Origin of the sequence: Brasilonema sp. UFV-L1 (assembly GCF_012912105.1) — a bacterium.
In the GTDB taxonomy this organism is placed as follows: Bacteria; Cyanobacteriota; Cyanobacteriia; order Cyanobacteriales; family Nostocaceae; genus Brasilonema.
The window spans coordinates 1-26,717 of record NZ_QMEA01000042.1 but is presented as its reverse complement, the minus strand read 5'-3'; the positions used below and the strand labels follow the sequence as shown (position 1 = coordinate 26,717).

The window sequence follows — 26,717 nt, the reverse complement described above, 5'->3', positions numbered from 1 at the left end:
TGTCACTTTTTTTTTACCTACCTGGGTTTATTGTAGAGACTTGTGGGTATTAACCCGATCACGTTAATACATTGTTACTTGTACAGAAGTCGGGGAAGTAGAGGAAGGTAATTTATCACTCAAATTCAGTTTTACAAAACGCTTGTAACAAATCAACACAATTAGCAATTGCTCTCAAATGAGCAATTTCGTATCCATGAGTATTTTGTGTCGGAAACGCCAAACAAGCACCACGAGCAACATGACCAAATTTCATCGCAATCGAAGCATCACTACCAAAACCACTGAGTGTTGCTAGCTGTACTGACATATCCAGTTGCTTGGCACATTGACGCAGTTGTCCATTTAGGGTTTCATCGTAAATTCCATATCCATCTTGATAAAGTATCACAGGGCTTTCCCCATCTTCAATGGGATATTCTGATGAGAGAGGACAAATTTCCAAAGCAATCAAGGCATCTAAGCGCTGGTTTTGAGTAAAGAAAAGTGCCCCAATTGCTCCCACTTCTTCTTTTGCTGATGCGACTAGATACACATCGACTGCTGGCTGTTTTACTTTTTCGGCAAGTGATAGTAGGATAGCAACTGAAGCTTTGTTATCCAAAGTGTAACTGGCAATGTAGTCGTTTAACCTGATTGGGCGTTTTCGATGCTTGCCGATAACCATTCTGGTACCTGGTCGAATACCAGCTGCTTCCAGTTCGGTGGTAGTACATTTTGTTTCTATCCAGGCATTTTCCCATTTTACAGGAGTGTTTTCCTGCTGGACTTTTTGAGGTGATTCGTGGGAGACGTGACGGGAACCAAAACTGAGAATACCGCTTACAGTTGCGTTGTCTCCTAATAAATCTACGACTCCTTCACCATAAACCCACGGGAATGAGCCGCCTAGCTTGCGAACTTCAACTCGACCGTCATTGCCAACTGTTTTCACAATAGCCCCGATTTCATCTTTGTGAGCAGTTATGGCAATTTGTCTTGTTGGATCTAGGCCTGGAATTTTAGCAATGATATTGTCAGCGCGATCGCACCAAACTTCTACTCCTAGTCTCGCAAACTGCTGCATCAAGAATTCGTTAATTTCTGCTTCTGCACCACTGGGAGAATGATGCATAACTAATTTTTCTATTGTTTCAAATAAGTGGTCGTAGTTCCACATTGTTGTTTTAATGACAAAAGAGTTGAACAAAGAAGTAGTCAGGAGTCATAAGTCAGAATGATTCGTTTTGCAAGTAGCTGCTGACTTGAGGGTTCAAGCCCCCATTGATTCAGAATTCTTCAATAGACGCCGGAATTAAATTTCAGCGTACTTGATTGAATTGATAACTGCTATAAATAATATGCAAAAGCCCAAATTTATACCACTGAGGCAGCACAAATGTATCAACAACAGCGCCAAAATTTGCTTTTCACCCTCTCCGCCCTACTCACTGGAGCAACTCTTCTGGCTGGATTTGGAATCTACGCAGCGCTCAAAACCGCAGAAACACCAGTCGCCGCACCAAACCAAACAATAACCGCACCAGAATCAGACATCACAGAAGCACCTGTCGATACATTCGTTCCGCCACTTGACAATACATCAGTAGAACCACCAGAAGAAACACCAGAAGAAACACCAGTCGTACCAATTCAACAACAGCAATACGAACTAGGGAAAAACCTTGGCGGTGTTAATTGGCAGGGAAAAGACTTACGGAGAATGAAGCTACGTAATGCCAATTTAGGCGGTGCCAATCTTGCAAAAGCTAACTTAAGTGGTGTTGATTTGAGTGGTGCTACCTTGAGTGGTGCCAATCTTGCTCATGCTAACTTGAGTGGTGTGAATTTGAGCAGTGCTAATCTGGGTGGTGCAACTCTTAACAATGCGAATCTAAGCAATACTGATCTAAGCAGTGCTGACTTCAGGGGTGCCAATCTTACTCATGCGAACCTTGAGGGAGCTACTTTGAGAGGAACTCTCTTAGAAGGTGCAAATCTGAATCATACAAATATGCCTAAAGGAGCTAGCTTTAGGTAAACAAGTCAAATATATAATTTAATCAGTGATGAGCCTCACTCAAAAAATTGATCTAAGTCACTTTCCCCTAATTTGTTTATCTCTTAGCTTGGGAGTGAACAGAAATCATGTTCGTACTTAAACCTCAGGTATAGCACTGATTTCGGACTTGGCGGTTGTGAGGAATAACCTATGCTGGAAAAACTATTGCTGGCTCTGACTCTGACATTTGCTCTGAGTTTTTTTGCACAAGTAAACAGGTTTTCTTCTGCCCACACAGCCGGAGAGAAGACAACGCCTATTTTGCCTACTTTTACTGTTACTCAGCGCAATAACCAAAATTATATGCCATAGCAACACAGATACAGCTTAAAACAAAAAAAATATCGAAATATATGTCTATCGAAAGGGCAAGTCTTTAGGGCAAGGTATTGTGACGTCAATAATGAAAAGCCACATTCTAGCCATAGCCGCATTTTTAACTTTTATCAGCCTCAACCAGACTGCCCAAGCAGCAAATCTTGAACATATCAGACAGTTATTAGCAAGCAAACAATGTCAAAACTGTGATTTAGCTGGTGCTGGTTTAGTCATGGTTGATTTATCAGGAGCGAATTTAAGTGGAGCCAATCTTGCAGGTGCTAATCTCAGCCGTGCTAACTTAAGCGGTGCGGATTTGAGAGATGCAAACTTGAGTGGTGTTGGTTTATTTGGTGCTAACCTCAGTGGAGCTAATCTTGTAGGAGCGAATCTACAGAATGCTGATTTGCGAAATGCTTATTTAATGAACGCTCAATTGAATGGTGTTAATTTTAATGCAATGAACTTACAAGGAGCAATAGGCATACCATCGCAAATTGCTACACATGAGGAATTTTATGTTTGGGGTGTTACTGAAGCACAAAAAGGTAATCAACAGCAAGCAATTGATTATTTTAATCAAGCTATTTTTAAAAAACCTGATTATGCAAGTGCTTATCTAGCTCGTAGTGTCGTTCGTTACCAAGTATTTGACCGACAAGGTGCATTTCAAGACGCTCAAGTTGCTGAAAAACTGTTTACATCCCAAAACAATAGTACTGGAATACAAACAGCACAAGCTTTTATAAAAGAACTACAAACACCTTACCAAAGTAAGGTAAAACCTGCTAAACCGAATTTCGTTGATTTTGTAGGAAGTGTTAGTTCTTTGCTACTCCAGTTTTTGCGATTTTAGTTGTGAGTGAATAGTGGTACTTTATTGACAACTCATCACTCATGACTCATGACTATCTCTAATGAATTATGGCAAGCAAATCAAGATATAGCGCAGGCTTGTTTTAAGCATCCCTTTGTCCAAGGTATAGGTGACGGTACTCTTGAGGAGAAAAAATTTGCCTATTATGTCGGACAAGATGCTTTTTTCTTGGAAGCCTTTGCTCGTGCTTACAGTATAGCTGCAGCTAAAGCACCAGATTTCTCAGGATTTACTACATTTCACTCTTTAGCTGATGGAGTTTTACAAGAACTCAAACTTCATGAAGGTTATGCAGGAAAGTGGGGAGTCAGTTTGCATTCTGTAGAACCTGGAGTCACGACTCGCCGCTATACTGACTTTTTGTTAGCAACTGCTTGGAGTGGTGATGTGGGTGTAACAGCTACAGCAATGTCTCCCTGTATGCGTTTGTATGCTTTTTTAGGGAAGCAATTGGCTTGTGATGGCATTCCCAATCATCAATATGCGGATTGGATTCGTACTTATAGTAGTGCAGATTTTCAACCACTAACACAACAATTAGAAGATTTGGTTGATCGTTATGCGAGTCACAGAATTTTGGTAGACTCTACTTATCGTTATGCCATGTTGTGTGAGCGAGACTTTTTCCAAGCAGCATGGGAATATTGATAAATCGGCACTTATGCTTTCATAAATGCTTTTTGTCTCACGCAAAGGCGAAACAGCACCGTGGGCAGATCTCCCGACTTGAGGAGCCAATGTTCAAGAAAATAAAGTCAATATGATTATTGAGAATATTAAGCGTGAGATGATTCTCCTTTGATCACTAGTTTACCGAGTATGCTGTGGATTCGTCAATTCTATGCGTGAGTGTTATTTATAAACATAAATGACTGAAAAGTGCCTAATAGACACCTTGGATCAGTGGTAGTGTTTACACCCTAACAAATTGTTATTTATAAGTTGTTTACCAATGACTGAGTTTGAATTGCCATCATGATAACTTGTAAGTTAATGACAGAATTTGTCATAAATCGACATCATCACACAATCCACTCATTAAAGTCTGTTCTTTGAGGCACACTGCATGCAAGAAGTATTGTTAAATCGTGCAATGAGCGTAGATGATTTATTAAAACGCTATCAGGCAGGAGAAAGAAATTTTAAAGGTGTCAACCTTGTAGGTGGCTATCTTAATGGAGTTAATCTTAGTGGAGCGACTTTAAAAGGAGCTTCTTTGAGTGAAGTTGATTTGAGTCAAGCAAATTTGGTTGGAGTTGATTTGACAGAAGCATCTTTAGTGAGAGCTAACCTTAGCGAAGCTAACCTCACAGGAGCGAATCTGAGTGGAGCAAATCTTTATGAGGCAAAGCTCACAGGAGCTATCCTAGATAGAGCAGTCTTGAAAATGGCAGATTTGATAGATGCAGACTTTACTGCTGCAAATCTACAGAGAGCTAATCTGTATGGGGCATACATGATGGGTACTCTGTTGCAAGATGCAATTATGCCAGATGGCAGCATCAACCGTTAGCCACATCGTCTGTCATCTTTGAGCTAACGCGTGAAAATAAGCTGTAGAGTATCTGATATTTTGAGATAATTATAAAACAAATGTGCCAAAAGAAAGATGACGGCGCAGGGGAAATATCAAGATGTCAGAAAATTTAAGAAGCCAAGTTGTCACGCAAGGAGTGCAGCGATCGCCTAACCGAGCAATGCTGCGCGCCGTTGGTTTTCAAGATGAAGACTTCTCCAAAGCGATTGTTGGTATTGCCAATGGCTATAGTACTATTACCCCTTGCAATATGGGGATCAATAAATTAGCACTCATAGCAGAAATTGGCATCAAAAATGCCAAGGCAATGCCGCAAATGTTCGGCACAATTACTATCAGCGATGGCATTTCTATGGGAACTGAAGGAATGAAATATTCCTTGGTATCGCGGGAAGTTATCGCTGATTCAATAGAAACTGCTTGCAATGGACAAAGTATGGACGGTGTTCTTGCTATTGGCGGTTGCGACAAAAATATGCCAGGGGCAATGATCGCGATCGCTCGCATGAATATCCCTGCTATCTTTGTTTATGGCGGTACCATCAAACCCGGACATTACAATGGACGCGACTTGACTGTCGTTAGCTCTTTTGAAGCGGTTGGTCAATACAGCGCGGCTAAAATTGATGAGCAGGAATTGTTTGAAGTTGAGAGAAGGGCTTGCCCAGGCGCTGGTTCTTGTGGTGGAATGTTTACAGCAAACACCATGTCTAGTGCTATTGAAGCTCTGGGGATGAGTCTGCCTTATTCCTCGACAATGGCAGCAGAAGATGAAGAAAAAGCTGAAAGTACCGAAAAATCTGCTTTCGTTTTAGTGGAAGCGATTCGTAAGCAAATTTTACCTTCCCAGATTATAACTCGCAAATCCATAGAAAATGCTATTTCTGTCGTCATGGCAGTGGGTGGTTCGACAAATGCAGTGTTGCACATGCTGGCGATCGCCCACGCGATTGGTGTTGAACTTACGCTCGACGACTTTGAAGCTATCCGCGCTCGTGTTCCGGTGTTATGCGATTTAAAACCCAGTGGTCGATATGTAGCCACAGACCTGCACAAAGTCGGTGGTATTCCTCAAGTTATGAAAATGCTACTCGTACATAACTTGATACATGGAGACTGCTTAACCATTACTGGGCAAACAGTAGCTGAAGCGTTGATTGATGTCCCAGAAGAAGCACCTACCAACCAAGATGTCATCCGTCCCTGGAATAAACCTTTGTATAAAGAAGGACACTTAGCTATCCTCAAAGGAAACTTGGCAACAGAAGGATCTGTCGCTAAGATTACCGGCGTCAAAGCACCCAAAATTACGGGACCTGCACGGGTTTTTGAATCAGAGGAATCCTGCTTGGATGCGATTTTGGCAAAGAAAATTAACCCAGGAGATGTCATTGTTATCCGCTACGAAGGACCCAAAGGTGGTCCTGGAATGCGGGAAATGCTAGCTCCTACCTCGGCAATTATTGGTGCTGGTTTGGGCGATTCAGTCGGACTCATCACTGATGGACGCTTTTCGGGTGGTACGTATGGTATGGTTGTTGGTCACGTTGCACCAGAAGCCGCAGTTGGGGGGGCGATCGCTCTCGTTGAAGAAGGCGATACCATCACCATTGATGCGCATGCTCGTGTACTACATTTACACATTTCTGATGAAGAGTTAGCCCTTCGTCGTGCCAATTGGCAACCACGTCCACCCCGTTATACTACAGGTGTGCTGGCAAAATATACTAAATTAGTATCCTCCAGTAGTCTAGGTGCAGTCACGGATTTAGATTTGTTTTAATTTAAACATTTTTGTTTGAGCCACTTTCTGTAACTGATTATGGACATAATCATCGTCAGCAACAAAAGAGGCGTTAACGTTGATGACTCAGGTATACGCTGTGTTGGTGGTGGCTGAATTCCAGGAGGTATTTCGCCTCCAGGGGGCGTTTGACCTCCAGGAGGAGTTTCACTAACTGGAGGTGTTTCGCTTCCAGGAGGAGTTTCACTAACTGGAGGTGTTTCGCTTCCAGGAGGAGTTTCACTAACTGGAGGCGTTTCACTTCCAGGAGGTGTCTGACTAACTGGAGGTGATGATGTCGTATCTGAAGAATCATCTCCACCGCCAAAAAGAAAAGGTAGAAGAAGTAAGGGAATACCAGCAAGAGTCCAGTATGGGAACTGACTACCTCCGCCTCGTGTGACAACATCTCCTTCAGGAATAGGAGCAATCTCTTGGCTAATCAAGTCTCCCTCAGGCAATATTGGAAGCGCACCTGCAAAGACATCTCCTGAAAGACCTTGCCCAACAATCTGGTCAAACTCTTGAGGAATACCAGCATTTGGACGGTTGAAGGGAGTCCCTTCTGGGGTATATGGTGCAGAGAGGACATTAAGAATTTTCCCTTCTAGTTGTTGCTCACTGCCACTATTCAAGGCACGCAACCCTTGAGAGATGTTACTCACATAATATTGCTTGACCTCTGGCGGTAAATCTTGAGATTGAATTTGCTGTTTCCAATTGGGAATTTTTGCGACTTCTTCCAACAGCAAACGCCCATACGAATATTTCAAGTTCAGTAAACCACTACGAGGGTCAACCGAATTCGGAGATCCTTCAGGTGACCAGTAAAAGTTTTGAGTCACTTGTCCTAAACCTGCTTGGGGTGTCCGACTAACTGTTTGCCCAAGACTATACCGATACCCATCCATAATGTAAGGACTGTCGTTTTGCCAGAATGAGGTATAGGGTATCTGTTCAAGGTTAGGGTTATTTCCGTAGAAAGAGGCAAAATTTTGATAGTTTTGATCTCCACCAGCAGCTCGGATCAATAGGTTGTTGTAACTAGGTCCGTTGTTGGCTTCCACTAATTGCTGTAGCACAGCTCCAGACTTGTTACAAGCAGCACCAAATCCCACACCACATCCAGGAATGACTTGCATCCTACTCAAATCCTGCCCGGATAGTTGATACTGGAGATAGTTTGACTCCAGTCCTGGCTGGATACCGTAACGTCCAATACTGAGCTGAGCAGAAGCTTGGAGAGGCGCAGTCAGTATTGCCGCCATGTAGGATGAAAACGCAATGACACTTTTTGTAAGACGAGACTTAAACAAGATATGAACCTCCAGTAAACAGGGCTAAAAAGGATTAAAGAAAAACAAATTTGAATTTTGATTTTTCATTTTGAATTTCTCTACAACCTGCCTCCGAGGGATTTAGTCCCAGAGACTGGAGAGGGACCCAAGTTCTGAGGAGAGTTAATGTTGATTGTAATTGCTGTACCCTGAAGTTCTCCTCGCGTAATAGAGTGATATAGGACAAATCCACGGTTTGATTGATTAAAAAGATAAGCTCGACCTGAGGGAGGAATCTTTCCTTGCTTGACTAGAGAAATAAAGGATTCTAAATATTTTTGAATGCTTTGACGGTTGCTTTGATTTGTGTTCGTATGCTTGTCGATCACGGTCATAAACAGATCTAAGCTACGATTGTCTTGCCCCTCAATCAGAATGCCGCTTTCTAGGAAAGAACTAGCAAGAAGTGTTCCATTAACTTGTTGGACTTTGAAGAGCGTATAATAACGCTCCTGTTTTCTATTATCTCTCATATAACAGACCCAGGAACCGTCTGGCTTTTGTGTAAAACCTCGCTCTCTGAGGTAAGAAAATGGAGAAGGGCTTTGCGATCGCGCTGGTGAAGGCTGCAAATTCTTGACAATCTCGGAAGAACAAAGATCCTGCTTTGCCGTTTGTTCAGGAGTCGTTAGAGTATTCTGCGCTTGCGCAACATATGGCGGAACGAGAACCGACGCAAACACGGATAAAGTGAATGCGTTTAATGAACGAATGATGACATTCATAAAACTTATAATGGTAGATGACTTAAAAGGGTTGCCGAGTAATAATAGGAATTAAGATTTTTGGTTAAGATGTCATACCAATAACATATAGAAGGAAGACATAAGTCGTAAACCCTCAGATGTTAGATGAGCGTCTTAAGTGACTTTTGAAACAGTCTCTGTATCTATAGATAGAGATACACTGGCAAAACTTAGTAATCCGTAAGAATTGGCACAAAAGAAGCTCATTCATTAATGTAACTGTTTATTAGCCGGTTGAAACATTTTACTCAACTATGTAACTCTGACACAAAATAGGAACTATTTGTTTCCTCTGTTTCCTCTATTTTGTTGGACTGAAAAAAGACAGATGCACTCTAGTAAATACTCTTTGAGTAGGTTTACTGCTAGTATGTTCACAAGTGCTTAACGTTTGTGATTTCAATTCACTTCTGTTTTATTTTTAACAAGTAGGTTCCTCTCTTCTCGTCTAGCCTAAGAATGAGAATTGCCTACGAATAAAGGATGACTTGTTAATTTGCTTTCTAAGTAAATAATTCAGTTTGTTTGAAGATATACTGTCCTAAGTTGTAGAGTACTCAACGTTTGAACAAGCTCAGACTTACGCGTTAACTGACACCAAACCCGTTGTAAACGTATTCAGTAGCGGGAGCTAGCAACTGGTCAATAAATTGTTGTCCTAACTTTCGTACAGATTCAGCACATACATAGCTGTTATCTATGTACTTCCATCTAGGGATAGAATGTTTCTTACCTAAATTTTACAATAAAAAATGTTTGCTTAAATTGAATTAAGTTAATCATCTTGCTCTGGGTGTCTGTTGTGAGACTTTTGGCTAAATTCCATAAAGATAAAAATCTACTAAAAAAAGTCTTTCAACGTTTTCAGCAGACGCAAGATATGAGGAGCTAGTACCGTCGAGTCACTGGTGTCTTTCGTAGGGTGTTCAAAGAACATACTCGCAAAAGTGAGGCTACAGTGCTAACTCTTTCTTAGTCAACGCAACAAATGGGAGAATCTTGGCAAAAAACAGCATATCAAGCTACAAGTCGGGCTGTTGATACAGTGACGACAACATTAGAGCAAGCTAAAGCCTCTAGTAAACAATACAATATCGATAGCGGTTCAAACAGCTATTTCTTCTGTGGATAATTGGTTTGCGCGACATCGTATACTTTTACAGCTTGTTCAAATTCTCGGTTGGGCGGTTAACCACCCACTCATCAGTGTTGTCATTCTGCTTTTTGCCCTTGCTGTCGTTTGGAGCCTGATTAAGGCAATTAGTCGCATAATTGAATCAACCAGTTTGTCACTTTTGCAAGTTCCTTTCAAATTGCTTCAAGCTCTTGTCAGGGTAATTTTTGTATCATCAAAAACATCTTGGGGTTTGGTTGTCAAACAACTAATTGATACGAAAACAGCAGATGACATGACAACTGTGCCACCTTCCATCTATCCGCAAATTCACAAAGATAAGCAACAGAGACTGGTAGAAATTTCTACCCGTTTAGAAGAAATTCAAAAAGAACAGAATTACCTTTTACAGGAAGCCGCAGAAATTTTAGCTTCAGAAAAAGTTGATACCAATTCAAAATTTAAAATCGCGCAGGATCTATCGCGTTAGCGCAGGCCCCCAAAGGGGCTGGCTCCATTTCTAGGGGCGGCAGCTTTCGGGTAAGAAGCTTCTTACCCGAAACGTGCCGCTGACTTTGCGTCGCATTCTTTTTTCAAATTGGTATTACTGGAGCTGATGAAAGAAAACTTGATAACTTTAACACTTTATAGTAAAATCTACGTCTATATTTATGTTGTGTAGAGTATATTTGTACACTTTATTTTTGCTTGTACAAAATAAAGTTAGTGAATGCACAATATATTTTTTTGCAGAATATTAAAGAAGACATCAAAAGTTCATAATATTTAAATTTTTGCTATTTTTAAAAGCAGATAGGGGACAGATAGACGAGAATTTCGTCCACCTCCGTAGTGGCTTGTTGACAAAGCGGGAATTGCTCTACTGATAAACAACTTAGACATTTTTGCCCTGCCGGGATACCAGAGCAGGGAACATTTTTCTGAAAAAATAATACAGGAGGTAGAGTAAAAATTCCGCAATCCCACTATGGTAGAAAACCAAGCCGACGAAAATAAATTGAGGAAGATCTAGATTGCAATGAATCCAGAAAATAAGATATCGCCAGCTTTCGAGCCATTTCTTGCTGAAATGGGGCTTTTTGACAAACGTGATGCAATTGTAATCTACAAAGCGCCGCCTGTTGAAGGTTTACCGCCACGGGGTCGTTTGCGTGAACTGAAAAATAGGCTAGTTGAGGTTCAAAAACGAGCGACTCATCAAGTTGCTGCAAAGCTTTTTGATGAGTACCAGGAAGCAAGTGAAGATATGGGATATCACGATGAGCCTTTAGAAGTTTCTACTATTGGTTCGGGCGCAATGCCAGTAGCGACGGTTGAAGTGACTCCCAAAACTCTCGAAGCGCTGGTAGAACAACCTAACGTAGTTGCTATTTTGCCAAATCAAAAAATTCATCTCATCCAACCCCGGAAAGTAGAGTATTCTGAACTATTTGCCGAGGAAAACAATGACAATGTGACTTGGGGATTGAAACAGCTTGAGATTCCTAAATTATGGGAGACAACCACAGGTGAAAATATCAATGTGGCGGTATTAGACACAGGGGTGTATGCTGCTCATCCAGCACTCGAAAAACGAGTCAAAGAATTTGTAGTTATTGATCCACTTGGCAGACGAATTAATGCTAAGCCACCTTTTGACTGTGGACAGCATGGTACTCATGTTTGTGGTACGATTGCTGGAGGCAAAACCCCAAAAGGTCTCTCTATTGGCGTTGCACCGCAAGCTAATTTGCTAGTTGGTGGTGTGTTGATCGGAGATACGACTTTACGAACCTTGTTGGAAGGTATTTCTTGGGCGATTGAAAGAGGGGCTGATATTATCAACATGTCCCTTGGTTTAAGTTATTATGAACCATTATTTGCTGAGGTACTTGACATATTGGTGAAACAGTATGGTATTTTACCTGTAGTTGCGATCGGCAATGAAAACCACGGTAATACCAGCTCACCTGGCAATGCTTATAACGCTTTCAGTGTGGGTGCAATAGAAAAACAGCCAGACAGCAAGGTTGATGTCGCATTCTTCAGCAGCGGGGCAAGCCTCGTTTTTCCTGGAGATGAGCCAAATGGTGTGGTGACAAAGCCGGACGTCGTTGCTCCGGGTGCTCAGGTTTATTCCTGCATACCGCCGACAAAAACCCATCACGGAACCTACGAGTACAACTATATGGATGGCACTTCTATGGCAACTCCCCATGTCGCAGGCGTTGCAGCCTTATTGATGGCAGCAAAGCCAACAGCACCTCTCACAGATATCGTCACTGTACTGAAGGAAACGGCAAAACATCCAGGAGGATTTGGTCGCCGTCCTGATAACCGCTGGGGTTGGGGTTTACTTCAACCTTTGGAAGCTTTGAGTGCTCTTAGTTGAGGACAAAGCGGGAAGTGCATCATGTATGATAACAAGACAATTGGGAAAGACAAGATTAGTTCTGAATTTGCGTATCGACTAAATCATCTAGCGCCTCAACAGAAGGTTAGCGTCATAGTCTTTTTAAAGCTAGAAAATCTGGTTCAGTCAAGCAGCTTGCGCCAGTCACGTGCTGAACGCAAAGCCGCTATAGAAGGGATGCGCAATTCAGCAAAGCAAGCCCTAAGCTACATACGCGAAATCATACAGAATTTCGGAGGCATACAGTTAGCTGAAAATCCTGATGCGTTAGGTTCAATACCAATTGAAATTTCTGCTGATGGTATCAAGGCTCTTGCTGCATCAGATGCAGTGAAAGCCGTGGTAGAAGAACAAGAGATTATCCTAGCAAACACGACTAACAGATTCTACATTCAAAGTCGTGAGTGTTAGAAAAAGCAACATGTGTTTTTGAGTGCTTGTGGCATAAGAACTGAAATATTAGTTTTTATTATAAACGCTACAACAAACTTAGAAAGCGAGCGGGGGACAATTTGGTAATCATTTCGTCTTCCATTCCAAAGACCGAATTTGCAAAATGTTGTGCCAGAGGAGGCACAATGACAAGGGGGTTACTAAAACCCGAAAAAAGATGAACGTTTTCGCGTTCTGGGATGAGACCAATCAAGGGAAGTGCATCGCTACTGAATGACACCAAACAATGGTGCCATGTTCCTGGTATATTGTTTAATTTCGGTAAAACTTTTTCGATGCTTGCTCTTAACTTAGCTTCGCTTTGCTTGGAGTCAACATTGGCGTAAGGATCTGTGATGGCGCGGCTGATTTGACCAAAGCGAAAACTACCATCTTTAAATTGAACTGCGCCTGCATCTAAAATAGGTGGTACTATCTCAAGATTTGATTGATTCCACAATTCGTCATTTTTAGTGGAATTGACTTCTAATTGGAACCTTTTCAGATTTGCTGGCATGACGATGGTCCGCAGTTGTCTATCTACAGGTGGAGTTTCAATCATTTCTGCGTGAGTGAAATACAGTTTGGTGGAAATACCGGATGATTTAAGCAGTTCTCGGCTTAGTCCACCAGCGCACACGACAGTGTTAGCACTGTAGTATGTTTCTTGTGGTGTTGTTACTTTCCCTGAAAATATTTGTATGACTTGGGTGAACTTTATTTGACCACCTGCACGCAAAAAGGCGTTAATGTAAGCTTGGGTGGTTTTTTCAGGATGGATATGACCGTGTTTGACAGTTAAAGCACCGGCGATCGCCTCTTGATTCAACAGAGGTTCTAATTCACAAGCTTCCTTCACACTAAGTAATTTCGGAGGGATAGCAAAACGAGTGTAGGACGTTGCTACGCTTGCTGGATCTGCATCGGCACAAATGGTCAATAATAAGTCTAGTTCCCGAAACTCAGTATCAGCATCCAACTCTTCCGACAAAATGCGGTGACGTGAAATACCCTCCTCACACAATTGGCGAGTGAGTGGAGTAGTACCAGACCAAAAAGCTAAACCACCATAACTATAACGAGTTGCGTTTTGTGGGGTCGCGTATTGTTCTAGTAAAAGCACTTGAGAGTCTTTTTTTACCAGTTCGTAGGCGAGTGCAGCACCCGTAATACCAGCACCAACAACAATCCAGTCGTAGGTTTTCATTGAATATCTTTAGTTAAGAGGCTCAAAAAATATTTTTCCTCTTTGGTGCTACTCCAACTCAGTTCTTGCACCATAATTCTCATCCGCCAAGAAATAAATTCTCAGGCTAACAGTTCAACTCCGTTAAAATTGAGATCTTGCACCATTCTCAGTAACCGTAGGGTGGGCACTGCTATCAACGTAAAAATAAGGTTTTCAGCGAACCTTAGGCAGTGCCCACCTTATAAAAATCGCAATAACGCAATTGGTGCAAGATGTGAATTAAAACGGACTTTGGTTATAAGCCTTGAACTTCAGTTCAAAGCGTACTCAGGTTAAGGTGCAAGATCTGAGTTAACTTATTTGATTTTGAGAAACTTATACTACCACAATTATTTACCAACAGTAAGCTTTGTAACTTTTCTATCGTAAGAGCGACCGGAAGTCGCACCTTGACGTCTACCTTGGGTAGTAATGCCCAGTGAGCCAGGCATTGAGCGTAAAATTAAAGTAGGTGAAGCCTCAGGTGCGGCGACTTTGGCTTGACCTCTTCTCAAAGCTATTAAAGTGATATTTGTTTGCTTATTAAAAGAGCGTTTTACAGAACCACGAACAAAAGTACTCGCAAATTTTTGACTTCCTCCAAAATTAGAATCTTTGAATTCAGTATCTATAGTCACGTTTTCGCTTTTATCAATTGTCAAAAAGTTATTCTTACCTGAGGTGTTTATATCTCCAGAAAGAGAAAAGAAGATGAGAGGACTTTTTTCAAAACTATCTGGCTCAGATAATAAATTGGTAAGAAAGTCTGGAAGAGTTTCTTTAGATATATCAGAAGTATCGTATAAAGAAAAAGAAACCTCTCTCACAACGCTGGCATTCTTTGATTGTTGTGAAGTATCTGTAGAGGTTTCTAAATCTAAAGCGGATGTAAAATTAAAAGACAAAGTTTTACCAGCATCTACAACAAAGTTACCAACAATAATTGCATAAGTTTCTGCTAATGCAGAATAATCTTTCTTTTCACCAGAAGCTGAACTCGTTGCAAATGTCAATACTTCTGTATCATCAGTTTCTACGACAGCATTATTAAAAACAGTTGCTGTACCACCATTCGCAAAAGCTGAGGTATCAGCCAAATTTTCACTGTCAATAGTGGAAAAGCTTTGACTCAAGTTTGTTAAAAATAAATCTCCATAAGAAAGAGCAGAAGTCACGGTTTGACTGGGTGACGTGGTTGATGTGTTTGGAGTCGCCATTGGAAAAAACCTCTTGGTTAGATTTAGATAAAGCTTGACAGAATTTTCTATCTACAGTTTGACTTAATTCTCAGCCGTTTACTTTATAATTTTTACTGTCGAAAAACGTTTTGAGAAATTTGCTTTCAATCTATCTTTGTTAGCCATAGCCAGTAATGCTGAAAATAACAGTAAAGCAAAACCAGTTGCAGGTTCAGGTGCTGTCACTCTTGCCTGACTTCTTCTAGTTGCAATTAAAGTAACATTTGTATTTTTCTCAAAATAGCGTTGGAAAGAACCCGTCAACTCAGTCAGAGCAGATTCTTCATTCCCTTCAAAATCAACTTTTGTATAAGTATCGGTTACGGTAATATCTGAACTATTTTGAGTGAGGAGAAAATCATCACCAACAGTGCTAACACTTCCAGTCAGAGAAAAGAAGGAAAGCGAATTGTTGTTAATGCTGCTAGAATCTTCTAATAAACCAGTCAGAAAGTTAGGAAGAGCTTGTTCTGAAATATCTGAAGTGTCAAATAAATAGAATGCAATGTCTCCATTAGCTTGGGCATTTTCTACTGGAGAGGTTTCTATTTCTGTTCCTAGGCTTAGAAAAGACGAGAAGTCAAAAGAAAAAGTTTGACCAGCACCTATATTAAAATTACCAACAATGCCCGAATGACTTTTTACTAATCCTGTATAATTTCTACCTTCCCCACTCACTGAACTGAAAACATCAGTAGATGCTTTTGGTGGAGAGCTCGACGTTTCTACTACTGGGTTATTTTGCAAATCGACAAAATCATCCTTACCCAGAGTAATACCTTCTGTTTCAGCATTATTGTTGCTACTAAATTCTGTGGAAAGAATACCACTGAAATTTGTCAAACTTAATTCTCCATCCGAAAAAGCGAAAGTCGCAGCTTGGCTTGGTGAGGTGAAGAGTACGGAAGTCGCGACGAGTGGAGTACATAGTACTGAAAATCGCTTGCCAAATCCCAAATATTTATTCATAAAATTCTCTGAATATTTATTTTGATTGTCTCTGTTGTGAGATAATTAACAATTAATACAAAGGAAATAATTAGAATTCCATAATTTTCAGGTAACTTTTGCTAAAGCTACATAAAATCTACACTGTTTTCAAAAATGAAATGGCTATCAACTACTACAGAGTACTTAATTATACTGATACCAGAGTAATGTTACAAAAAATCAACGTAATTTTTGTATGAAAATATATAAAATTTTCTTGAAATGATTAATAAAAATAGACATAATCACATAGGACATATAAGAATTACAAATAACAGTTTGTGTGAATGATTGCCGGAAATCGATTTATGATAATTTGTACTATTGCGGTAATAACTCATAATTCACTGAAATAATCATATTATTTCTTTAGAAAAACTAAGTGAAGCAGGCAACATTCTGTTGAAAAGTTTGCCTTGATTTGACTTAATCATTTGTTTTCAACTATCGCAGTCTAGTTTCTCGTATTAGGTGTATAGGAGTGTACTATGAAGAGATATCTACTAGCTTTTGCTGGTGGAGCCAGTTTTGTGTGTTTAATCAACAGACCATTACCTGTGCAAGCAATGCCTGATTTGGAGGTAGCACATGACACACTTCAACTAAATGACGCTGAACGATTAAACACTTTGAACAGTAGTGCTAGTTATGATGTCAAAAGTTTTCATGACAGTATTATTGTTAATGACACTCAGGCAGAATCCATTGTATCTACGGATAGTAAACAACAAGATTCGTCTATTTTAAATCAGAAGCAGGAAAGTAAGAATTTAGGACTAACTGCTGTTCCTAGTTCTTCGCTTCAAGCTACCCCAAGATCTTCAAATAGAGTTGCAGCATCAGACGTCATATCACAAGTCACATCTGTATCACAATTGTCTGATGTACAGCCTACTGACTGGGCTTTTCAGGCATTGCAATCTCTTGTTGAGCGCTACGGTTGTATTGCTGGGTATCCAAATGGTACCTATCGAGGCAATCGCGCTATGACTCGCTATGAATTTGCTGCTGGCTTAAACGCCTGTCTGAATCGAGTCAACGAACTCATTGCCACAGCAACTGCTGATTTAGTCAAAAAAGAAGATTTAACCACCTTGCAGAAACTGCAAGAAGATTTCACAGCAGAACTGGCCACACTACGAGGTCGGGTAGATGTTGTAGAAGCTCGCACGGCCGAATTGCAAGCGAATCAATTTTCTACAACGACTAAACTCAGCGGAGAAGCCATTATAGCAGGTATTGGTGCAACAGGAGGCGCTTCCGGTAGCAATGACTCAAATATTATCCTGACAAATAGAGTGCGGTTAAATCTCAACACCAGCTTTACAGGCAAAGACTTACTGATTACTGGTTTGCAAGCTCATAACTTTTTAGGTGGTGTGAGTGGTAGTGGTAGCCTTCAAAAATCTTTGGGGTTAGCTTCGCCACTTCTGAGTGCTAGTAGTGCTCGTGTCAGTTTTGAACCGCAATTTCCTGGCGTCGATGTTAAAACTTTGTCGGAAACTGGTAGCAATGACATTGAGCTTTACAAGCTGCTTTATATCTTTCCTGTTGCGAAGAAATTAACTTTATTTGCTGGGACTGCGGCGGAAGTGTCGGATGCCTTTCCTACCATCACACCTTTTTATGGTGAAGGACAAGAAGCGATTTCTCGCTTTGCAGGTTTAAACCCCGTGGTACGTGTCTCTGGCGGGACTTCGGGTTCTGGTTTAGCATCGGCTGCAGGATTTATTTTTGACATATCAAAGCAGGTGGATCTCAGAGCTTTGTATGGCAGTGTAAATGCCAATATTACGACTTCAGCTGCGGATGTTGCGGGTCTGCCGGGAGTTTCTAACACACCTTTGGGAGCAGGCGTGTTTGGAGGTAGTAGTATTGTCGCGACACAATTAACCTTTAGACCAAGCAGTTCCCTAGATATTGCTCTAAACTACGCCCACAGTTATCACGAAATCAACATCTTGGGCACAGGATTAACCAGCAGTGATATTTATTCTTTAGCTGGCGTTTCACTAGGAATACCGGTTACACTTAACTCCGTTGGCGGTACAGTAAGTTGGCGTTTTTCTCCAAAAGTTGCTTTATCTGGCTACGGTGCGGCAATATTTGTGAATGATTCTTCAGGTCGTGTTGATGCTTCCACTACCTTCACAAGTTGGATGGCGGGATTGCACTTCAATGATTTATTCAAACCAGGAAACAATGCGGGGATTCTTTTTGGACAGCCTCTTTATCGCACTTCTGCAGATGGTGATGCGAGACTCACGCCTGAAGGTGAACGGCGGGCTGTTCCTTATCATTTAGAAGCTTACTACCGTTTTAAAGTGAGTGACAATATCAGCATTACTCCAGGAGCATTTGTCCTTTTTAATCCTGAAGGTAACAGTAGAAATGATACGACAACTGTAGGCGTACTTCGTACCACCTTCACTTTTTAATAAGTCAATACAGTTCAGTTAAGGATTGTTGCTAACAATTTCACATTATGTAGAGACGTTGCATGCAACGTCTCTACATTAGACTGTATTGCTTAATAATACCGATTTAAAAAATGTTTGCGACAGATGACCCCACCCTCGCTTTTAGCTGCGCTAAAATCTTTCCCTCCCCGAATTCGCGGGGAGGGTTAGGGAGGGGTTTAAAAGTTTTCAACTCCATGTGTCGCATTCTTTTTTCAAACTGGTATAAGTTGCTTGTAAACGGCTTAAAAGATACTCTCCTGCAAGAATAGGAGGATAAATTGGTGATTTATTCCTCTGACAGCTTTTCAGACAAACAATTTCTGTATCGTCATTGGGATGACAGAAAAACGCCACAGAATATCTCGACTGCTTTACCCTCTCATCGTTTGGAATCATGACCCGATGCTTTGTTGAGCAAAACACGTGATTTGTCCAACGTTCCATTAAATCGCCAGTGTTAACAATAACAGTATCAGGAATTGGTGAAGCTGCAATCCACTCTCCTGATGCTGTTCGTACTTCTAATCCTCCAACTTCATCTTGAAACAACAAGGTGATGCTGCCATAGTCAGAATGTTCACCCGCACGAACTTGTCCGAGTTTGGGTAGCTGCGACAAAGATGGATAGTGCAGTAGTCGTAAAGTATGGTTTTGCTGATTATGGTTTGTCGTAAAAAAATCTTGTGGTAATTCTAGAGATAGGGCGATCGCCTGCAAAACGTTATTAGCAAGTTCTGTACAAGCTTCGTAGAAGGTGAGAATGTGAGGGTTTTCTGCAGGAGAAGATAATTTATCTGTGACATTTATATCTGTTACCTTTTGTTTACTAATATTAAACGCCTCTTTCAAGTCTCCTGGGTGATTGGGGTTAAGACGTTCCCTTTCAAGACCAACATAACCTTGATTACTAAATTCATCACTCCAAGCTAACTGCTGCTTTTGTGTTAGAGGTAAATTAAAGAAGTTTTTGCTCTTTTTAAAAACTTGGTGAATTAAGTCATTTGATATATTTGTATTTTTTAAGTACATGAATCCGATTTCATGGCAAGCTTGATAAATTTGTTTAACTACAGTTTGCCTGTCTGTTACATTACCCTTAGTGAAGCGAGAAAAATCAATAACTGGAATTACAAGCATATTGAATGAGTTGATGGAGGAGTCAAACTTGCTCAAGATTATACAAGTAGAGACAGACGAACATAAGACATATGTCCAAGAATTGTTTTGTGAATACTTAAACTGGGCTAACTTGATGTTTCAACGTCAATTCAACATCAGTTTTGATGTTAATGCATTTTTAGAGCAAGATATGGCAAAACTCCAACAATTTGCACCGCCAGAAGGAAGAGTGTTACTGGGAGAATATGAAACCAAGATAGCAGGTTGTGGTTGCTTGCGAAAAATTGGTGAAGATGTCGGGGAGGTTAAAAGGATGTATGTGAAACCAGAGTTTCGCAGAAAAGGAATAGGTAAGTCTTTATTACAAGCGATTATCTATGAAGATCACCAGATAGGCTATGCAATAATTCGTTTGGATACTGCTCCTTTTGCTAAGGAAGCACAGGCGCTTTATCGTAGTCTTGGATTTCAGGAGATTTCGCCATATGCTGAAAGTGAAATTCCTGAAAAATATCGTTCGTCTTGGATATTTATGGAGTTATTTTTCAAGCCGAATTAAGAAACCCAGTTTCTTAAAAAAACTGGGTTTCTAATGATTGAAATTTCAACAAAATCACACATTAAAGCGGAACAACATTACATCGCCTTCTTGCACGATGTAATCTTTTCCTTCACTGCGAACTAAGCCTTTCTCCTTCGCAGCATTCATTGAACCAGTTGTGGCTAAATCATTATAAGCAACAGTCTCTGCTCGAATAAATCCTCGTTCAAAGTCGCTGTGAATGACACCGGCTGCTTGTGGTGCTGACATTCCTGCAGTGATAGTCCAAGCACGGGTTTCCTTTTCTCCTGTGGTGAAGTAAGTGCGCAAACCTAACAGAGTATATGTAGCGCGAATCAGAGATTTTAAACCACCTTCTTCTACACCTAAAGATGCCAAGAATTCAGAGCGTTCTTCTTCTGGAAGTTCAATGAGTTCCGATTCAACCTGTGCAGAAACGACGACGACTTGTGCATTTTCAGCACATGCAATTTTTCGCACTTTTTCCACGTATTCATTACCTGTTGCTAATTCATCTTCAGACACATTGGCAGCATAAATAATCGGTTTATTTGTGAGCAGTTCTAGTGGTTTAATAATCTCGGCTTCTTCTTCAGTCAAACTAACTTGTCGTACTGATTTACCTTCATTTAATGCAGCAGCTAATTTCTCCAGCAAAGCTAATTCAATTTGTCCTTCTTTGCTAGTACGAGCTTGTTTGCGGGTGCGTTCTATCCGCCGTTCAATTTGTGCTAAATCGGCTAAACCGAGTTCCAAATTGATGATTTCAATATCTCGCGCTGGATCAACTGAACCAGCAACGTGGATAATGTCGTCATTTTCAAAACAACGTACAACATGAACAATTGCATCAACTTCCCGGATGTGGGATAGAAATTGATTACCCAATCCCTCACCCTTACTCGCACCCTTAACCAAACCGGCGATATCTACAAACTCAACACGCGCCGGAACAATCTGTTTTGAGGAAGAAATCTTCGATAAAACATTTAACCGCTCATCCGGCACAGAGACAACGCCGACGTTTGGTTCTATAGTACAGAAAGGGAAGTTGGCTGCTTCTGCCTTAGCATTGGCAACCAAGGCATTAAACAAAGTCGATTTTCCAACGTTAGGGAGTCCGACAATTCCGGCTCGTAGCATCTTAGATTTAAAATTCTGGATTTGGTACCAAACGCTATCTTAAAACTACAAGCAAGGAGTTTCAAACAGGTGCTGGTACAGGTTGAGGAATAGGTGCTGGTACAGGCTGCGGAATGGGAGTAGGTACAGGTTCAGGAACTGGTGCTGGAACTGGTTCAGGGACAGGTGCTGGTATGGGTTGGGGAACCCCTGGTTGGGATGGTGGTTCAGGATTTGGTAATGGATCTGGTAATGGATTCGGAATCTGTGGTTCTGGTAAAGGTCCAGGATTGGGATAAATCATGGTAATGTCTACTTAAATCATCCGACTTTACCAACCTAGATGACAATAGATACTGGCGACATCTTCCAATATCAGTAAACCGAAATGTTTTAAAACTTTTGATAAATGTGAGAAACTCTGGCTTTGGTATGAGTGATAGTGAACTGCTTCTGGTTAATTTAATCAAGCAGGAGGAATCCCTTCAAATTTTGCCTCAAGCTCCAATTCTATCGAGTCAGCAAGCAGGATGGGAAAGTATTAATATATTTTACTATTGTCATCCCGCTCATTCTACTACTGAACACTATTTAACGCATCATGCCCTAGCGCTTGCCTACAATCAATTTCAATTAGAAGTCCGAAAAGATGGGAAATCAAGAACTCAGCTCGTAGACAATGGTATCATTCAATTAACCCCTGCTAACGTTAGCCAATGGTTACGTTGGGACAGAGAGGGAGAATTTTTGATAGTTACCCTTTGCCCCAAGTTTTTGGAAAAAGTAGTCTATGAGTCAATGAAGGGAGATGTTATCGAACTCATCCCACAATTTTCTATTATTGACTCCGTTATTCTGCACACAGCAGAAGCACTAAAAGCAGAGATTGAAACTGGACATTCCTCAAGCAGGTTGTTTGCTGAATCGGCTGCGACAATGCTAGCAGTTCGTTTGCTCCAAGCTTATGCTAACTATAAACCCGTAATCAGAGCTTACAGCGACGGTCTTGCCAAGAACAAGTTACAACTAGCAATTGACTACATCAATGCACATCTTGACCAAGATATCAAGTTAGCAGATATCGCCGAACTTTTAGGAGTTAGTCATTACTATTTTTGTCATCTATTTAAACAATCAGTCGGCATGACTCCTCATAAATATTTGATTCAACAGCGAATAGAACGAGCAAAAGTTTTGTTGAAAAACCAAGAGTTCAGCATTGCTGAAGTTGCCTTAGAGTGCGGCTTTACAGACCAAAGTCATTTGACTAAGCACTTCAAGCGTTTGGTTGGACTCACTCCAAAAGCTATGCGCTCACAATAGCAAGAATTTACCGAAAAAATCTCAAGAATTTACAAGATTGTTACTTTTACGTTTGCTACAGTGAGGCTTGTAAAAATAAATATTTGACAAAATAACTATGACCAGCTCAGTTGAATACAACATCGGTTTGTTAATCTACCCAGACTTTACCCAATTAGACGCGACTGCACCTTACCAAGTGTTCTCCACAATACCTACTGCCCGCGTGCATTTGATTTGGAAAAATTTGGAACCTGTAAAAGATATGAGTGGTTTGGTTCTTCATCCAACAACTACGTTTGCTGATTGTCCACAATTGAATGTCATCTGTGTTCCAGGTGGCGGGATGGGAATTGTTCCAATGATGCGTGACTTGGAAGTGCTGAGATTTTTAAAACAACAGGCAAAAAATGCTCAATACATCACCTCAGTTTGTACGGGTTCGCTGATTCTAGCAGCAGCTGGATTACTCCAAGGCTATAAAGCAGGGTGTCATTGGATGTTTCGGGATTGTCTGACTTGCATGGGAGTTGAAGTGAGTCATGAACGTGTTGTCGTTGATAGAAACCGCATCACAGGCGGAGGTATTACTGCAGGTATTGACTTTGGACTTGTAGTTGCAGCGGAACTCTGGGGTGAAGAGACAGCAAAATTCATCCAATTGTTTTTGGAGTATAATCCATCTCCACCATTTAATGCTGGTTCTCCTGAAACAGCAGGCGCAGTTACAAAACTTGTCAAACGTGCTGGTGTAGAAATTTTTGAAGCAATATTGTTAGAGTCTCAGCAAGCAGCAATTCGGTTAGAGAGTAATCAAAAATAATGACACAAAAAATGCTAAAATGTTTAATCAAAACCAAACACCTTTACTAGACACCCTCAAAGCCTGTGCAGAACGTTTTCACGCTGCTTTTTACACCCCAGGACATAAACGAGGACAAGGAATCTCGAAATCCTTAAGTGATGTTTTTGGTAAAGCTGTGTTCCGTGCTGATTTGCCAGAATTAGCAGAATTAGACAATCTTTTTGCACCAAGCGACGTGATTCAGCAAGCGCAGCAACTCGCAGTTCAAGCTTTTGGTGCTTCGCAAACTTGGTTTCTTGTCAATGGTTCTACTTGTGGAATTGAAGCGGCAATTCTTGCAACTTGCGGCACGGGAGATAAAATTATCTTACCTCGGAATGTTCATTCTTCTGCCATAGCAGGTTTAATTCTTTCTGGCGCTATCCCAATTTTTGTTTATCCAGAATATGATCCAGTTTTAGATATTGCTCACAGTATCACTCCTAGTGCTGTACAAGCTGCTTTGGAAAAGCATCCTGATGCGAAAGCAGTATTTATGGTTTACCCGACATACTACGGTGTGTGTGGAGATGTGGAGGCGATAGCTTCCCTCACCCACCAATACAATATCCCCTTAATTGTGGACGAAGCACACGGCGCACACTTCGCCTTTCATCCGCAACTTCCCACTTCAGCTTTAGCCGCAGGTGCTGATTTAACTGTACAATCGATTCACAAAGTCCTAGGCGCATTGACTCAAGCATCGATGCTACATGTTCAAGGCAACAGGATAGATATTGACCGTGTTAGTAAAGCTTTGCAACTCGTACAATCGACTAGTCCTAGTTATTTACTTTTAGCTTCGTTGGATGCAGCGCGTCAGCAGATGGCGCTTTATGGTAAAGAATTGATGTCTCGCACTTTGGAACTAGCCCAAGAAGCGAGAACCCGTATTAGTCAAATCCCTGGTTTATCGGTTTTGGAAATCCCCCCATCCCCCCTTGGTAAGGGGGGTGAGGGGGGTAAGGGGGCATCACCTGGCTTCGTTGCTTTAGATAAAACGCGATTAACTGTCACGGTTTCTAATTTGGGTTTGACTGGCTTTGAAGCTGAGGAAATTCTGAATGATAAGCTAGGTGTAACCGCTGAATTTTCATCACTACAACATCTCACTTTTATTATTAGTTTAGGTAACACCCAAAAAGATATTGAACAATTAGTGCAAGCTTTTATTATTCTTGCTAAAAAGTATCGAAAAACTCCTTCTCCTGCCTACTCTTTGTTAATGGAGAGAGGAAACGATTTGTTTAGCATCACAGGAAATTCTATACAGATTTCGCCTCGCGAAGCTTTCTTTGCTCCTACAGAAACCTTGCCATTACAAGAAACCTCAGGATGTATTTGTGCTGAAATCATTTGTCCATATCCACCAGGAATTCCTATCTTGATGCCTGGAGAAATTATCTCTCAATTTGCTTTAGAGTATTTACAACACATTCAGAAGTTGGGTGGATTTATCAGCGGTTGTGCTGATACAAGTTTAAGAACGTTAAAGGTAGTGAAAGTATAAAGAATTAGCTTTTCTTGATGAGAACGTTCTGCGCAAAGCGCAACAGCGTTTGCGCAGCGCCCCCAAAGGGGCTAGCGATCGCCTACACTAATATCAACACATTTAGTGGAAGAAGGTTCTAAATCAACTATAACTTCTGCTCCATCGGGTATACTGTCCACTGACTCTAATAGTTCGATGTTTTGACCGCGTTTAATTCCTCTGATTTTCATCTGATGAGTTCCTTTCGTAATAATTATAAGATGCGTTATAGCTTGCGCCTAACACATCCTACAAGAAATGTTTACCAGCTTATTCAAGTTGTGGCTTTTGAAAACTATACACATCTTTTTCCCTTAGAGAAACATAGATGCACACAAATAAACCATCTGCATTCATCTGTGCCCATCTGCAGTTCCAAAGAGACATAAACCAGATTTTTGTAAATCTATCAAACCGTCTTACGTAAAGCCACCGGACAAAAACTAGAATCGTTGTTTACCTCTTCCAAACGCGAAGTTTTTAACCTATCAAGCCACTTTTGCATATACACTCGATTCATTTTTTGTTCATCTGGATTTTGAGTATCAACTGGATGAGGCATGAGTCCTAAAATCGTTGCTGTCGTCACACAAAACATCGATTTTTGAAAACTGATACAAATTTGAACTCGCAAATCATCTTCTCCCCGACGACTACGCTTATAAACTTCGTGCAAATAATCTGGAAGATAATGACGCATATCCTGCATCAATAAGGTAGGAGGAATGCCTGCACCGCCAATTGGTAACGGATCGGCATACAAAGCGCCATATTGAAATCGAGCTTGATCAGGGGGAATTTGATAAGCTTGAGCATTATATGAAACTGTGCCATGAAAAGCTGTTCCCCGGAAGAAAACTGCTTCTACATAAGGAATTGCTGTATCTGCAAGAAATGTCAAACCAGTAGATTTAGGAATAATGTCGTAAACTTTATCCCGAATTTTAACAGCGTAGGTAATCGGCTTGTTGGCATCTGCTACCAAACCTGCTTTGATGTGTTCTACAACATCAGGAATAGATTTTATTTCACCTTGATCGTAAAGGTCTGATAAACTGAGGAAAATATCAGCCATTACTCTCCAAAATTGACCTAAACCAGTGGAGTAAGAACTGACACGCAATAGTTCTGTTAAGAAATCAGGAAATAGTTGATTAACTCCCAAGATGATGGGATTGTTTTTAAATTTTGCTTTAATTACAGCTTGTGCTCTCTCTTCAAATTCTGTTGAATCTAAGTATTGATCTAACCCACCGCCACCATGCCAGATCATGGCTTTCATACAATATTCGGCATACTCAAAATTAATTCTGTCATGCCACCAATGCCGTAGTAATTTTTTAAAAGAAAAGTCTCCATTAAAGTATTTCCAAAATTGGAAAAATACTAAAAATTGATGTTCAGCAACATAAATGAGGTTTTTTGAGTAGGCATCTAAGACTACACCATAACTTTTGAGAATGCCGACAACTTCTAGCAAATTTTCTGGAGTATCAGGAAGTAATGCTCCTCCCGCTTCCAATCGCTCGATATACTCAAATAATGCATAGTTAACGGGCTTATTTTTGATGTTTACCATTGAGATTTCTCCGATATACTTAATATTCATCTTAAAGAAGAACTCACCAACACAGTAACTCTTGACTGGAGGCTGAGCATAGGCAAGGGGTTGGGCTTTTACCTAGAAAAACTGCGGTGCCTCCGGAAAAATCGCCCCATGA

General features: G+C 40.8%; 25 protein-coding genes. 14 read left to right on the top strand and 11 right to left on the bottom strand.

From position 1 onward, the window contains the following. Positions 1-115: 115 nt before the first annotated feature. Complete coding sequence (locus DP117_RS14110; RefSeq protein ID WP_169218931.1) at positions 116-1,159, bottom strand: M42 family peptidase; 1,044 nt, start codon at positions 1,157-1,159, stop codon at positions 116-118. 219 nt (positions 1,160-1,378) lie between these two features. On the opposite strand from DP117_RS14110, the gene DP117_RS14105 reads away from it, so the two are divergent. The 5 genes from DP117_RS14105 to ilvD all read left to right on the top strand — a co-directional run bounded on the left by DP117_RS14105 (position 1,379) and on the right by ilvD (position 6,556). After that, positions 1,379-2,020, top strand: a complete 642-nt coding sequence (locus DP117_RS14105) for a pentapeptide repeat-containing protein (RefSeq protein ID WP_169218930.1) — start codon at positions 1,379-1,381, stop codon at positions 2,018-2,020. Positions 2,021-2,444: 424 nt separating this feature from the next. Further along, positions 2,445-3,215, top strand: coding sequence for a pentapeptide repeat-containing protein (locus DP117_RS14100; protein ID WP_169218929.1), 771 nt, complete (start codon positions 2,445-2,447; stop codon positions 3,213-3,215). A gap of 48 nt (positions 3,216-3,263) precedes the next feature. Next, entirely contained in the window at positions 3,264-3,884 is a 621-nt protein-coding gene (locus DP117_RS14095; RefSeq protein ID WP_169218928.1) for a TenA family protein, read from the top strand. Between the two features lie 445 nt (positions 3,885-4,329). After that, a complete protein-coding gene (locus DP117_RS14090; RefSeq protein WP_169218951.1) occupies positions 4,330-4,749 on the top strand; it encodes a pentapeptide repeat-containing protein in 420 nt (139 codons plus the stop codon). 121 nt (positions 4,750-4,870) lie between these two features. Beyond that, complete coding sequence (ilvD, locus tag DP117_RS14085; protein ID WP_169218927.1) at positions 4,871-6,556, top strand: dihydroxy-acid dehydratase; 1,686 nt, start codon at positions 4,871-4,873, stop codon at positions 6,554-6,556. On the opposite strand, the gene DP117_RS14080 is transcribed toward ilvD, so the two are convergent. Further along, the gene (locus DP117_RS14080) at positions 6,553-7,872 is read right to left on the bottom strand and encodes a hypothetical protein (protein WP_169218926.1); all 1,320 of its coding nucleotides are present in this window, start codon (positions 7,870-7,872) and stop codon (positions 6,553-6,555) included. The genes ilvD and DP117_RS14080 overlap by 4 nt on opposite strands. 80 nt (positions 7,873-7,952) lie before the next feature. Then, on the bottom strand, positions 7,953-8,618 hold the full coding sequence (locus tag DP117_RS14075; protein WP_169218925.1) for a hypothetical protein: 666 nt from the start codon (positions 8,616-8,618) through the stop codon (positions 7,953-7,955). Between the two features lie 1,009 nt (positions 8,619-9,627). Here DP117_RS14075 and DP117_RS14070 point away from each other — a divergent pair. The 4 genes from DP117_RS14070 to DP117_RS14055 all read left to right on the top strand — a co-directional run bounded on the left by DP117_RS14070 (position 9,628) and on the right by DP117_RS14055 (position 12,577). Further along, positions 9,628-9,771 (top strand): hypothetical protein, encoded by a 144-nt coding sequence (locus DP117_RS14070; RefSeq protein ID WP_169218924.1) that lies wholly within the window; start codon positions 9,628-9,630, stop codon positions 9,769-9,771. Then, entirely contained in the window at positions 9,764-10,243 is a 480-nt protein-coding gene (locus DP117_RS14065; protein WP_169218923.1) for a hypothetical protein, read from the top strand. The genes DP117_RS14070 and DP117_RS14065 overlap by 8 nt, the downstream gene beginning before the upstream one ends. A gap of 549 nt (positions 10,244-10,792) precedes the next feature. Then, the gene (locus DP117_RS14060) at positions 10,793-12,145 is read left to right on the top strand and encodes a S8 family serine peptidase (RefSeq protein ID WP_211176108.1); all 1,353 of its coding nucleotides are present in this window, start codon (positions 10,793-10,795) and stop codon (positions 12,143-12,145) included. Positions 12,146-12,166: 21 nt separating this feature from the next. Further along, positions 12,167-12,577, top strand: a complete 411-nt coding sequence (locus tag DP117_RS14055; protein ID WP_169218922.1) for a hypothetical protein — start codon at positions 12,167-12,169, stop codon at positions 12,575-12,577. Positions 12,578-12,644: 67 nt separating this feature from the next. Here the strand turns inward: DP117_RS14055 and DP117_RS14050 are convergent, their stop codons facing one another. The 3 genes from DP117_RS14050 to DP117_RS14040 form a co-directional block, all read right to left on the bottom strand. Then, positions 12,645-13,805 carry an FAD-binding oxidoreductase gene (locus DP117_RS14050; protein WP_169218921.1) on the bottom strand — a complete coding sequence of 387 codons (1,161 nt, stop codon included), beginning with the start codon at positions 13,803-13,805 and terminating at the stop codon, positions 12,645-12,647. Between the two features lie 371 nt (positions 13,806-14,176). Continuing rightward, the gene (locus DP117_RS14045; protein ID WP_169218920.1) at positions 14,177-15,001 is read right to left on the bottom strand and encodes a hypothetical protein; all 825 of its coding nucleotides are present in this window, start codon (positions 14,999-15,001) and stop codon (positions 14,177-14,179) included. Positions 15,002-15,121: 120 nt separating this feature from the next. Further along, positions 15,122-15,907, bottom strand: a complete 786-nt coding sequence (locus tag DP117_RS14040; protein ID WP_169218919.1) for a hypothetical protein — start codon at positions 15,905-15,907, stop codon at positions 15,122-15,124. Positions 15,908-16,542: 635 nt separating this feature from the next. Here DP117_RS14040 and DP117_RS14035 point away from each other — a divergent pair. Continuing rightward, positions 16,543-18,492, top strand: a complete 1,950-nt coding sequence (locus DP117_RS14035) for an iron uptake porin (RefSeq protein ID WP_169218918.1) — start codon at positions 16,543-16,545, stop codon at positions 18,490-18,492. A 210-nt stretch (positions 18,493-18,702) separates the two neighbouring features. On the opposite strand, the gene DP117_RS14030 is transcribed toward DP117_RS14035, so the two are convergent. Further along, positions 18,703-19,653 carry an isopenicillin N synthase family oxygenase gene (locus DP117_RS14030; RefSeq protein WP_169218917.1) on the bottom strand — a complete coding sequence of 317 codons (951 nt, stop codon included), beginning with the start codon at positions 19,651-19,653 and terminating at the stop codon, positions 18,703-18,705. A 13-nt stretch (positions 19,654-19,666) separates the two neighbouring features. Here DP117_RS14030 and DP117_RS14025 point away from each other — a divergent pair, with 13 nt between their 5' ends. After that, on the top strand, positions 19,667-20,194 hold the full coding sequence (locus DP117_RS14025; protein WP_248277660.1) for a GNAT family N-acetyltransferase: 528 nt from the start codon (positions 19,667-19,669) through the stop codon (positions 20,192-20,194). Positions 20,195-20,248: 54 nt separating this feature from the next. On the opposite strand, the gene ychF is transcribed toward DP117_RS14025, so the two are convergent. Beyond that, positions 20,249-21,340 carry a redox-regulated ATPase YchF gene (gene ychF, locus DP117_RS14020; RefSeq protein ID WP_169218916.1) on the bottom strand — a complete coding sequence of 364 codons (1,092 nt, stop codon included), beginning with the start codon at positions 21,338-21,340 and terminating at the stop codon, positions 20,249-20,251. Between the two features lie 61 nt (positions 21,341-21,401). Continuing rightward, positions 21,402-21,623 (bottom strand): hypothetical protein, encoded by a 222-nt coding sequence (locus tag DP117_RS14015; RefSeq protein WP_169218915.1) that lies wholly within the window; start codon positions 21,621-21,623, stop codon positions 21,402-21,404. A gap of 128 nt (positions 21,624-21,751) precedes the next feature. Between DP117_RS14015 and DP117_RS14010 the strand changes: the two genes are divergently transcribed. The 3 genes from DP117_RS14010 (at position 21,752) to DP117_RS14000 (ending at position 24,975) form a co-directional block, all read left to right on the top strand. Further along, the gene (locus DP117_RS14010; RefSeq protein WP_169218914.1) at positions 21,752-22,642 is read left to right on the top strand and encodes an AraC family transcriptional regulator; all 891 of its coding nucleotides are present in this window, start codon (positions 21,752-21,754) and stop codon (positions 22,640-22,642) included. A 97-nt stretch (positions 22,643-22,739) separates the two neighbouring features. Continuing rightward, positions 22,740-23,444 (top strand): DJ-1/PfpI family protein, encoded by a 705-nt coding sequence (locus tag DP117_RS14005; protein WP_169218913.1) that lies wholly within the window; start codon positions 22,740-22,742, stop codon positions 23,442-23,444. A 19-nt stretch (positions 23,445-23,463) separates the two neighbouring features. Further along, positions 23,464-24,975 (top strand): aminotransferase class I/II-fold pyridoxal phosphate-dependent enzyme, encoded by a 1,512-nt coding sequence (locus tag DP117_RS14000; protein WP_169218912.1) that lies wholly within the window; start codon positions 23,464-23,466, stop codon positions 24,973-24,975. Between the two features lie 71 nt (positions 24,976-25,046). Here the strand turns inward: DP117_RS14000 and DP117_RS13995 are convergent, their stop codons facing one another. Together DP117_RS13995 and DP117_RS13990 are read right to left on the bottom strand one after the other, a co-directional pair. Then, on the bottom strand, positions 25,047-25,187 hold the full coding sequence (locus DP117_RS13995; protein ID WP_169218910.1) for a hypothetical protein: 141 nt from the start codon (positions 25,185-25,187) through the stop codon (positions 25,047-25,049). 218 nt (positions 25,188-25,405) lie between these two features. Further along, positions 25,406-26,575, bottom strand: a complete 1,170-nt coding sequence (locus DP117_RS13990; RefSeq protein ID WP_169218911.1) for a CO2 hydration protein — start codon at positions 26,573-26,575, stop codon at positions 25,406-25,408. Positions 26,576-26,717: the final 142 nt, after the last annotated feature.

What these genes read in the sequence shown, in the direction of transcription:
- DP117_RS14110 (WP_169218931.1), bottom strand. Translation starts at nt 1,159, where the DNA reads ATGTGGAACTACGACCACTTATTTGAAACAATAGAAAAATTAGTTATG.
- DP117_RS14105 (WP_169218930.1), top strand. Translation starts at nt 1,379, where the DNA reads ATGTATCAACAACAGCGCCAAAATTTGCTTTTCACCCTCTCCGCCCTA.
- DP117_RS14100 (WP_169218929.1), top strand. Translation starts at nt 2,445, where the DNA reads ATGAAAAGCCACATTCTAGCCATAGCCGCATTTTTAACTTTTATCAGC.
- DP117_RS14095 (WP_169218928.1), top strand. Translation starts at nt 3,264, where the DNA reads ATGACTATCTCTAATGAATTATGGCAAGCAAATCAAGATATAGCGCAG.
- DP117_RS14090 (WP_169218951.1), top strand. Translation starts at nt 4,330, where the DNA reads ATGAGCGTAGATGATTTATTAAAACGCTATCAGGCAGGAGAAAGAAAT.
- ilvD (WP_169218927.1), top strand. Translation starts at nt 4,871, where the DNA reads ATGTCAGAAAATTTAAGAAGCCAAGTTGTCACGCAAGGAGTGCAGCGA.
- DP117_RS14075 (WP_169218925.1), bottom strand. Translation starts at nt 8,618, where the DNA reads ATGAATGTCATCATTCGTTCATTAAACGCATTCACTTTATCCGTGTTT.
- DP117_RS14070 (WP_169218924.1), top strand. Translation starts at nt 9,628, where the DNA reads ATGGGAGAATCTTGGCAAAAAACAGCATATCAAGCTACAAGTCGGGCT.
- DP117_RS14060 (WP_211176108.1), top strand. Translation starts at nt 10,793, where the DNA reads ATGAATCCAGAAAATAAGATATCGCCAGCTTTCGAGCCATTTCTTGCT.
- DP117_RS14055 (WP_169218922.1), top strand. Translation starts at nt 12,167, where the DNA reads ATGTATGATAACAAGACAATTGGGAAAGACAAGATTAGTTCTGAATTT.
- DP117_RS14050 (WP_169218921.1), bottom strand. Translation starts at nt 13,805, where the DNA reads ATGAAAACCTACGACTGGATTGTTGTTGGTGCTGGTATTACGGGTGCT.
- DP117_RS14035 (WP_169218918.1), top strand. Translation starts at nt 16,543, where the DNA reads ATGAAGAGATATCTACTAGCTTTTGCTGGTGGAGCCAGTTTTGTGTGT.
- DP117_RS14030 (WP_169218917.1), bottom strand. Translation starts at nt 19,653, where the DNA reads ATGCTTGTAATTCCAGTTATTGATTTTTCTCGCTTCACTAAGGGTAAT.
- DP117_RS14025 (WP_248277660.1), top strand. Translation starts at nt 19,667, where the DNA reads ATGGAGGAGTCAAACTTGCTCAAGATTATACAAGTAGAGACAGACGAA.
- ychF (WP_169218916.1), bottom strand. Translation starts at nt 21,340, where the DNA reads ATGCTACGAGCCGGAATTGTCGGACTCCCTAACGTTGGAAAATCGACT.
- DP117_RS14015 (WP_169218915.1), bottom strand. Translation starts at nt 21,623, where the DNA reads ATGATTTATCCCAATCCTGGACCTTTACCAGAACCACAGATTCCGAAT.
- DP117_RS14010 (WP_169218914.1), top strand. Translation starts at nt 21,752, where the DNA reads ATGAGTGATAGTGAACTGCTTCTGGTTAATTTAATCAAGCAGGAGGAA.
- DP117_RS14005 (WP_169218913.1), top strand. Translation starts at nt 22,740, where the DNA reads ATGACCAGCTCAGTTGAATACAACATCGGTTTGTTAATCTACCCAGAC.
- DP117_RS14000 (WP_169218912.1), top strand. Translation starts at nt 23,464, where the DNA reads ATGTTTAATCAAAACCAAACACCTTTACTAGACACCCTCAAAGCCTGT.
- DP117_RS13995 (WP_169218910.1), bottom strand. Translation starts at nt 25,187, where the DNA reads ATGAAAATCAGAGGAATTAAACGCGGTCAAAACATCGAACTATTAGAG.
- DP117_RS13990 (WP_169218911.1), bottom strand. Translation starts at nt 26,575, where the DNA reads ATGGTAAACATCAAAAATAAGCCCGTTAACTATGCATTATTTGAGTAT.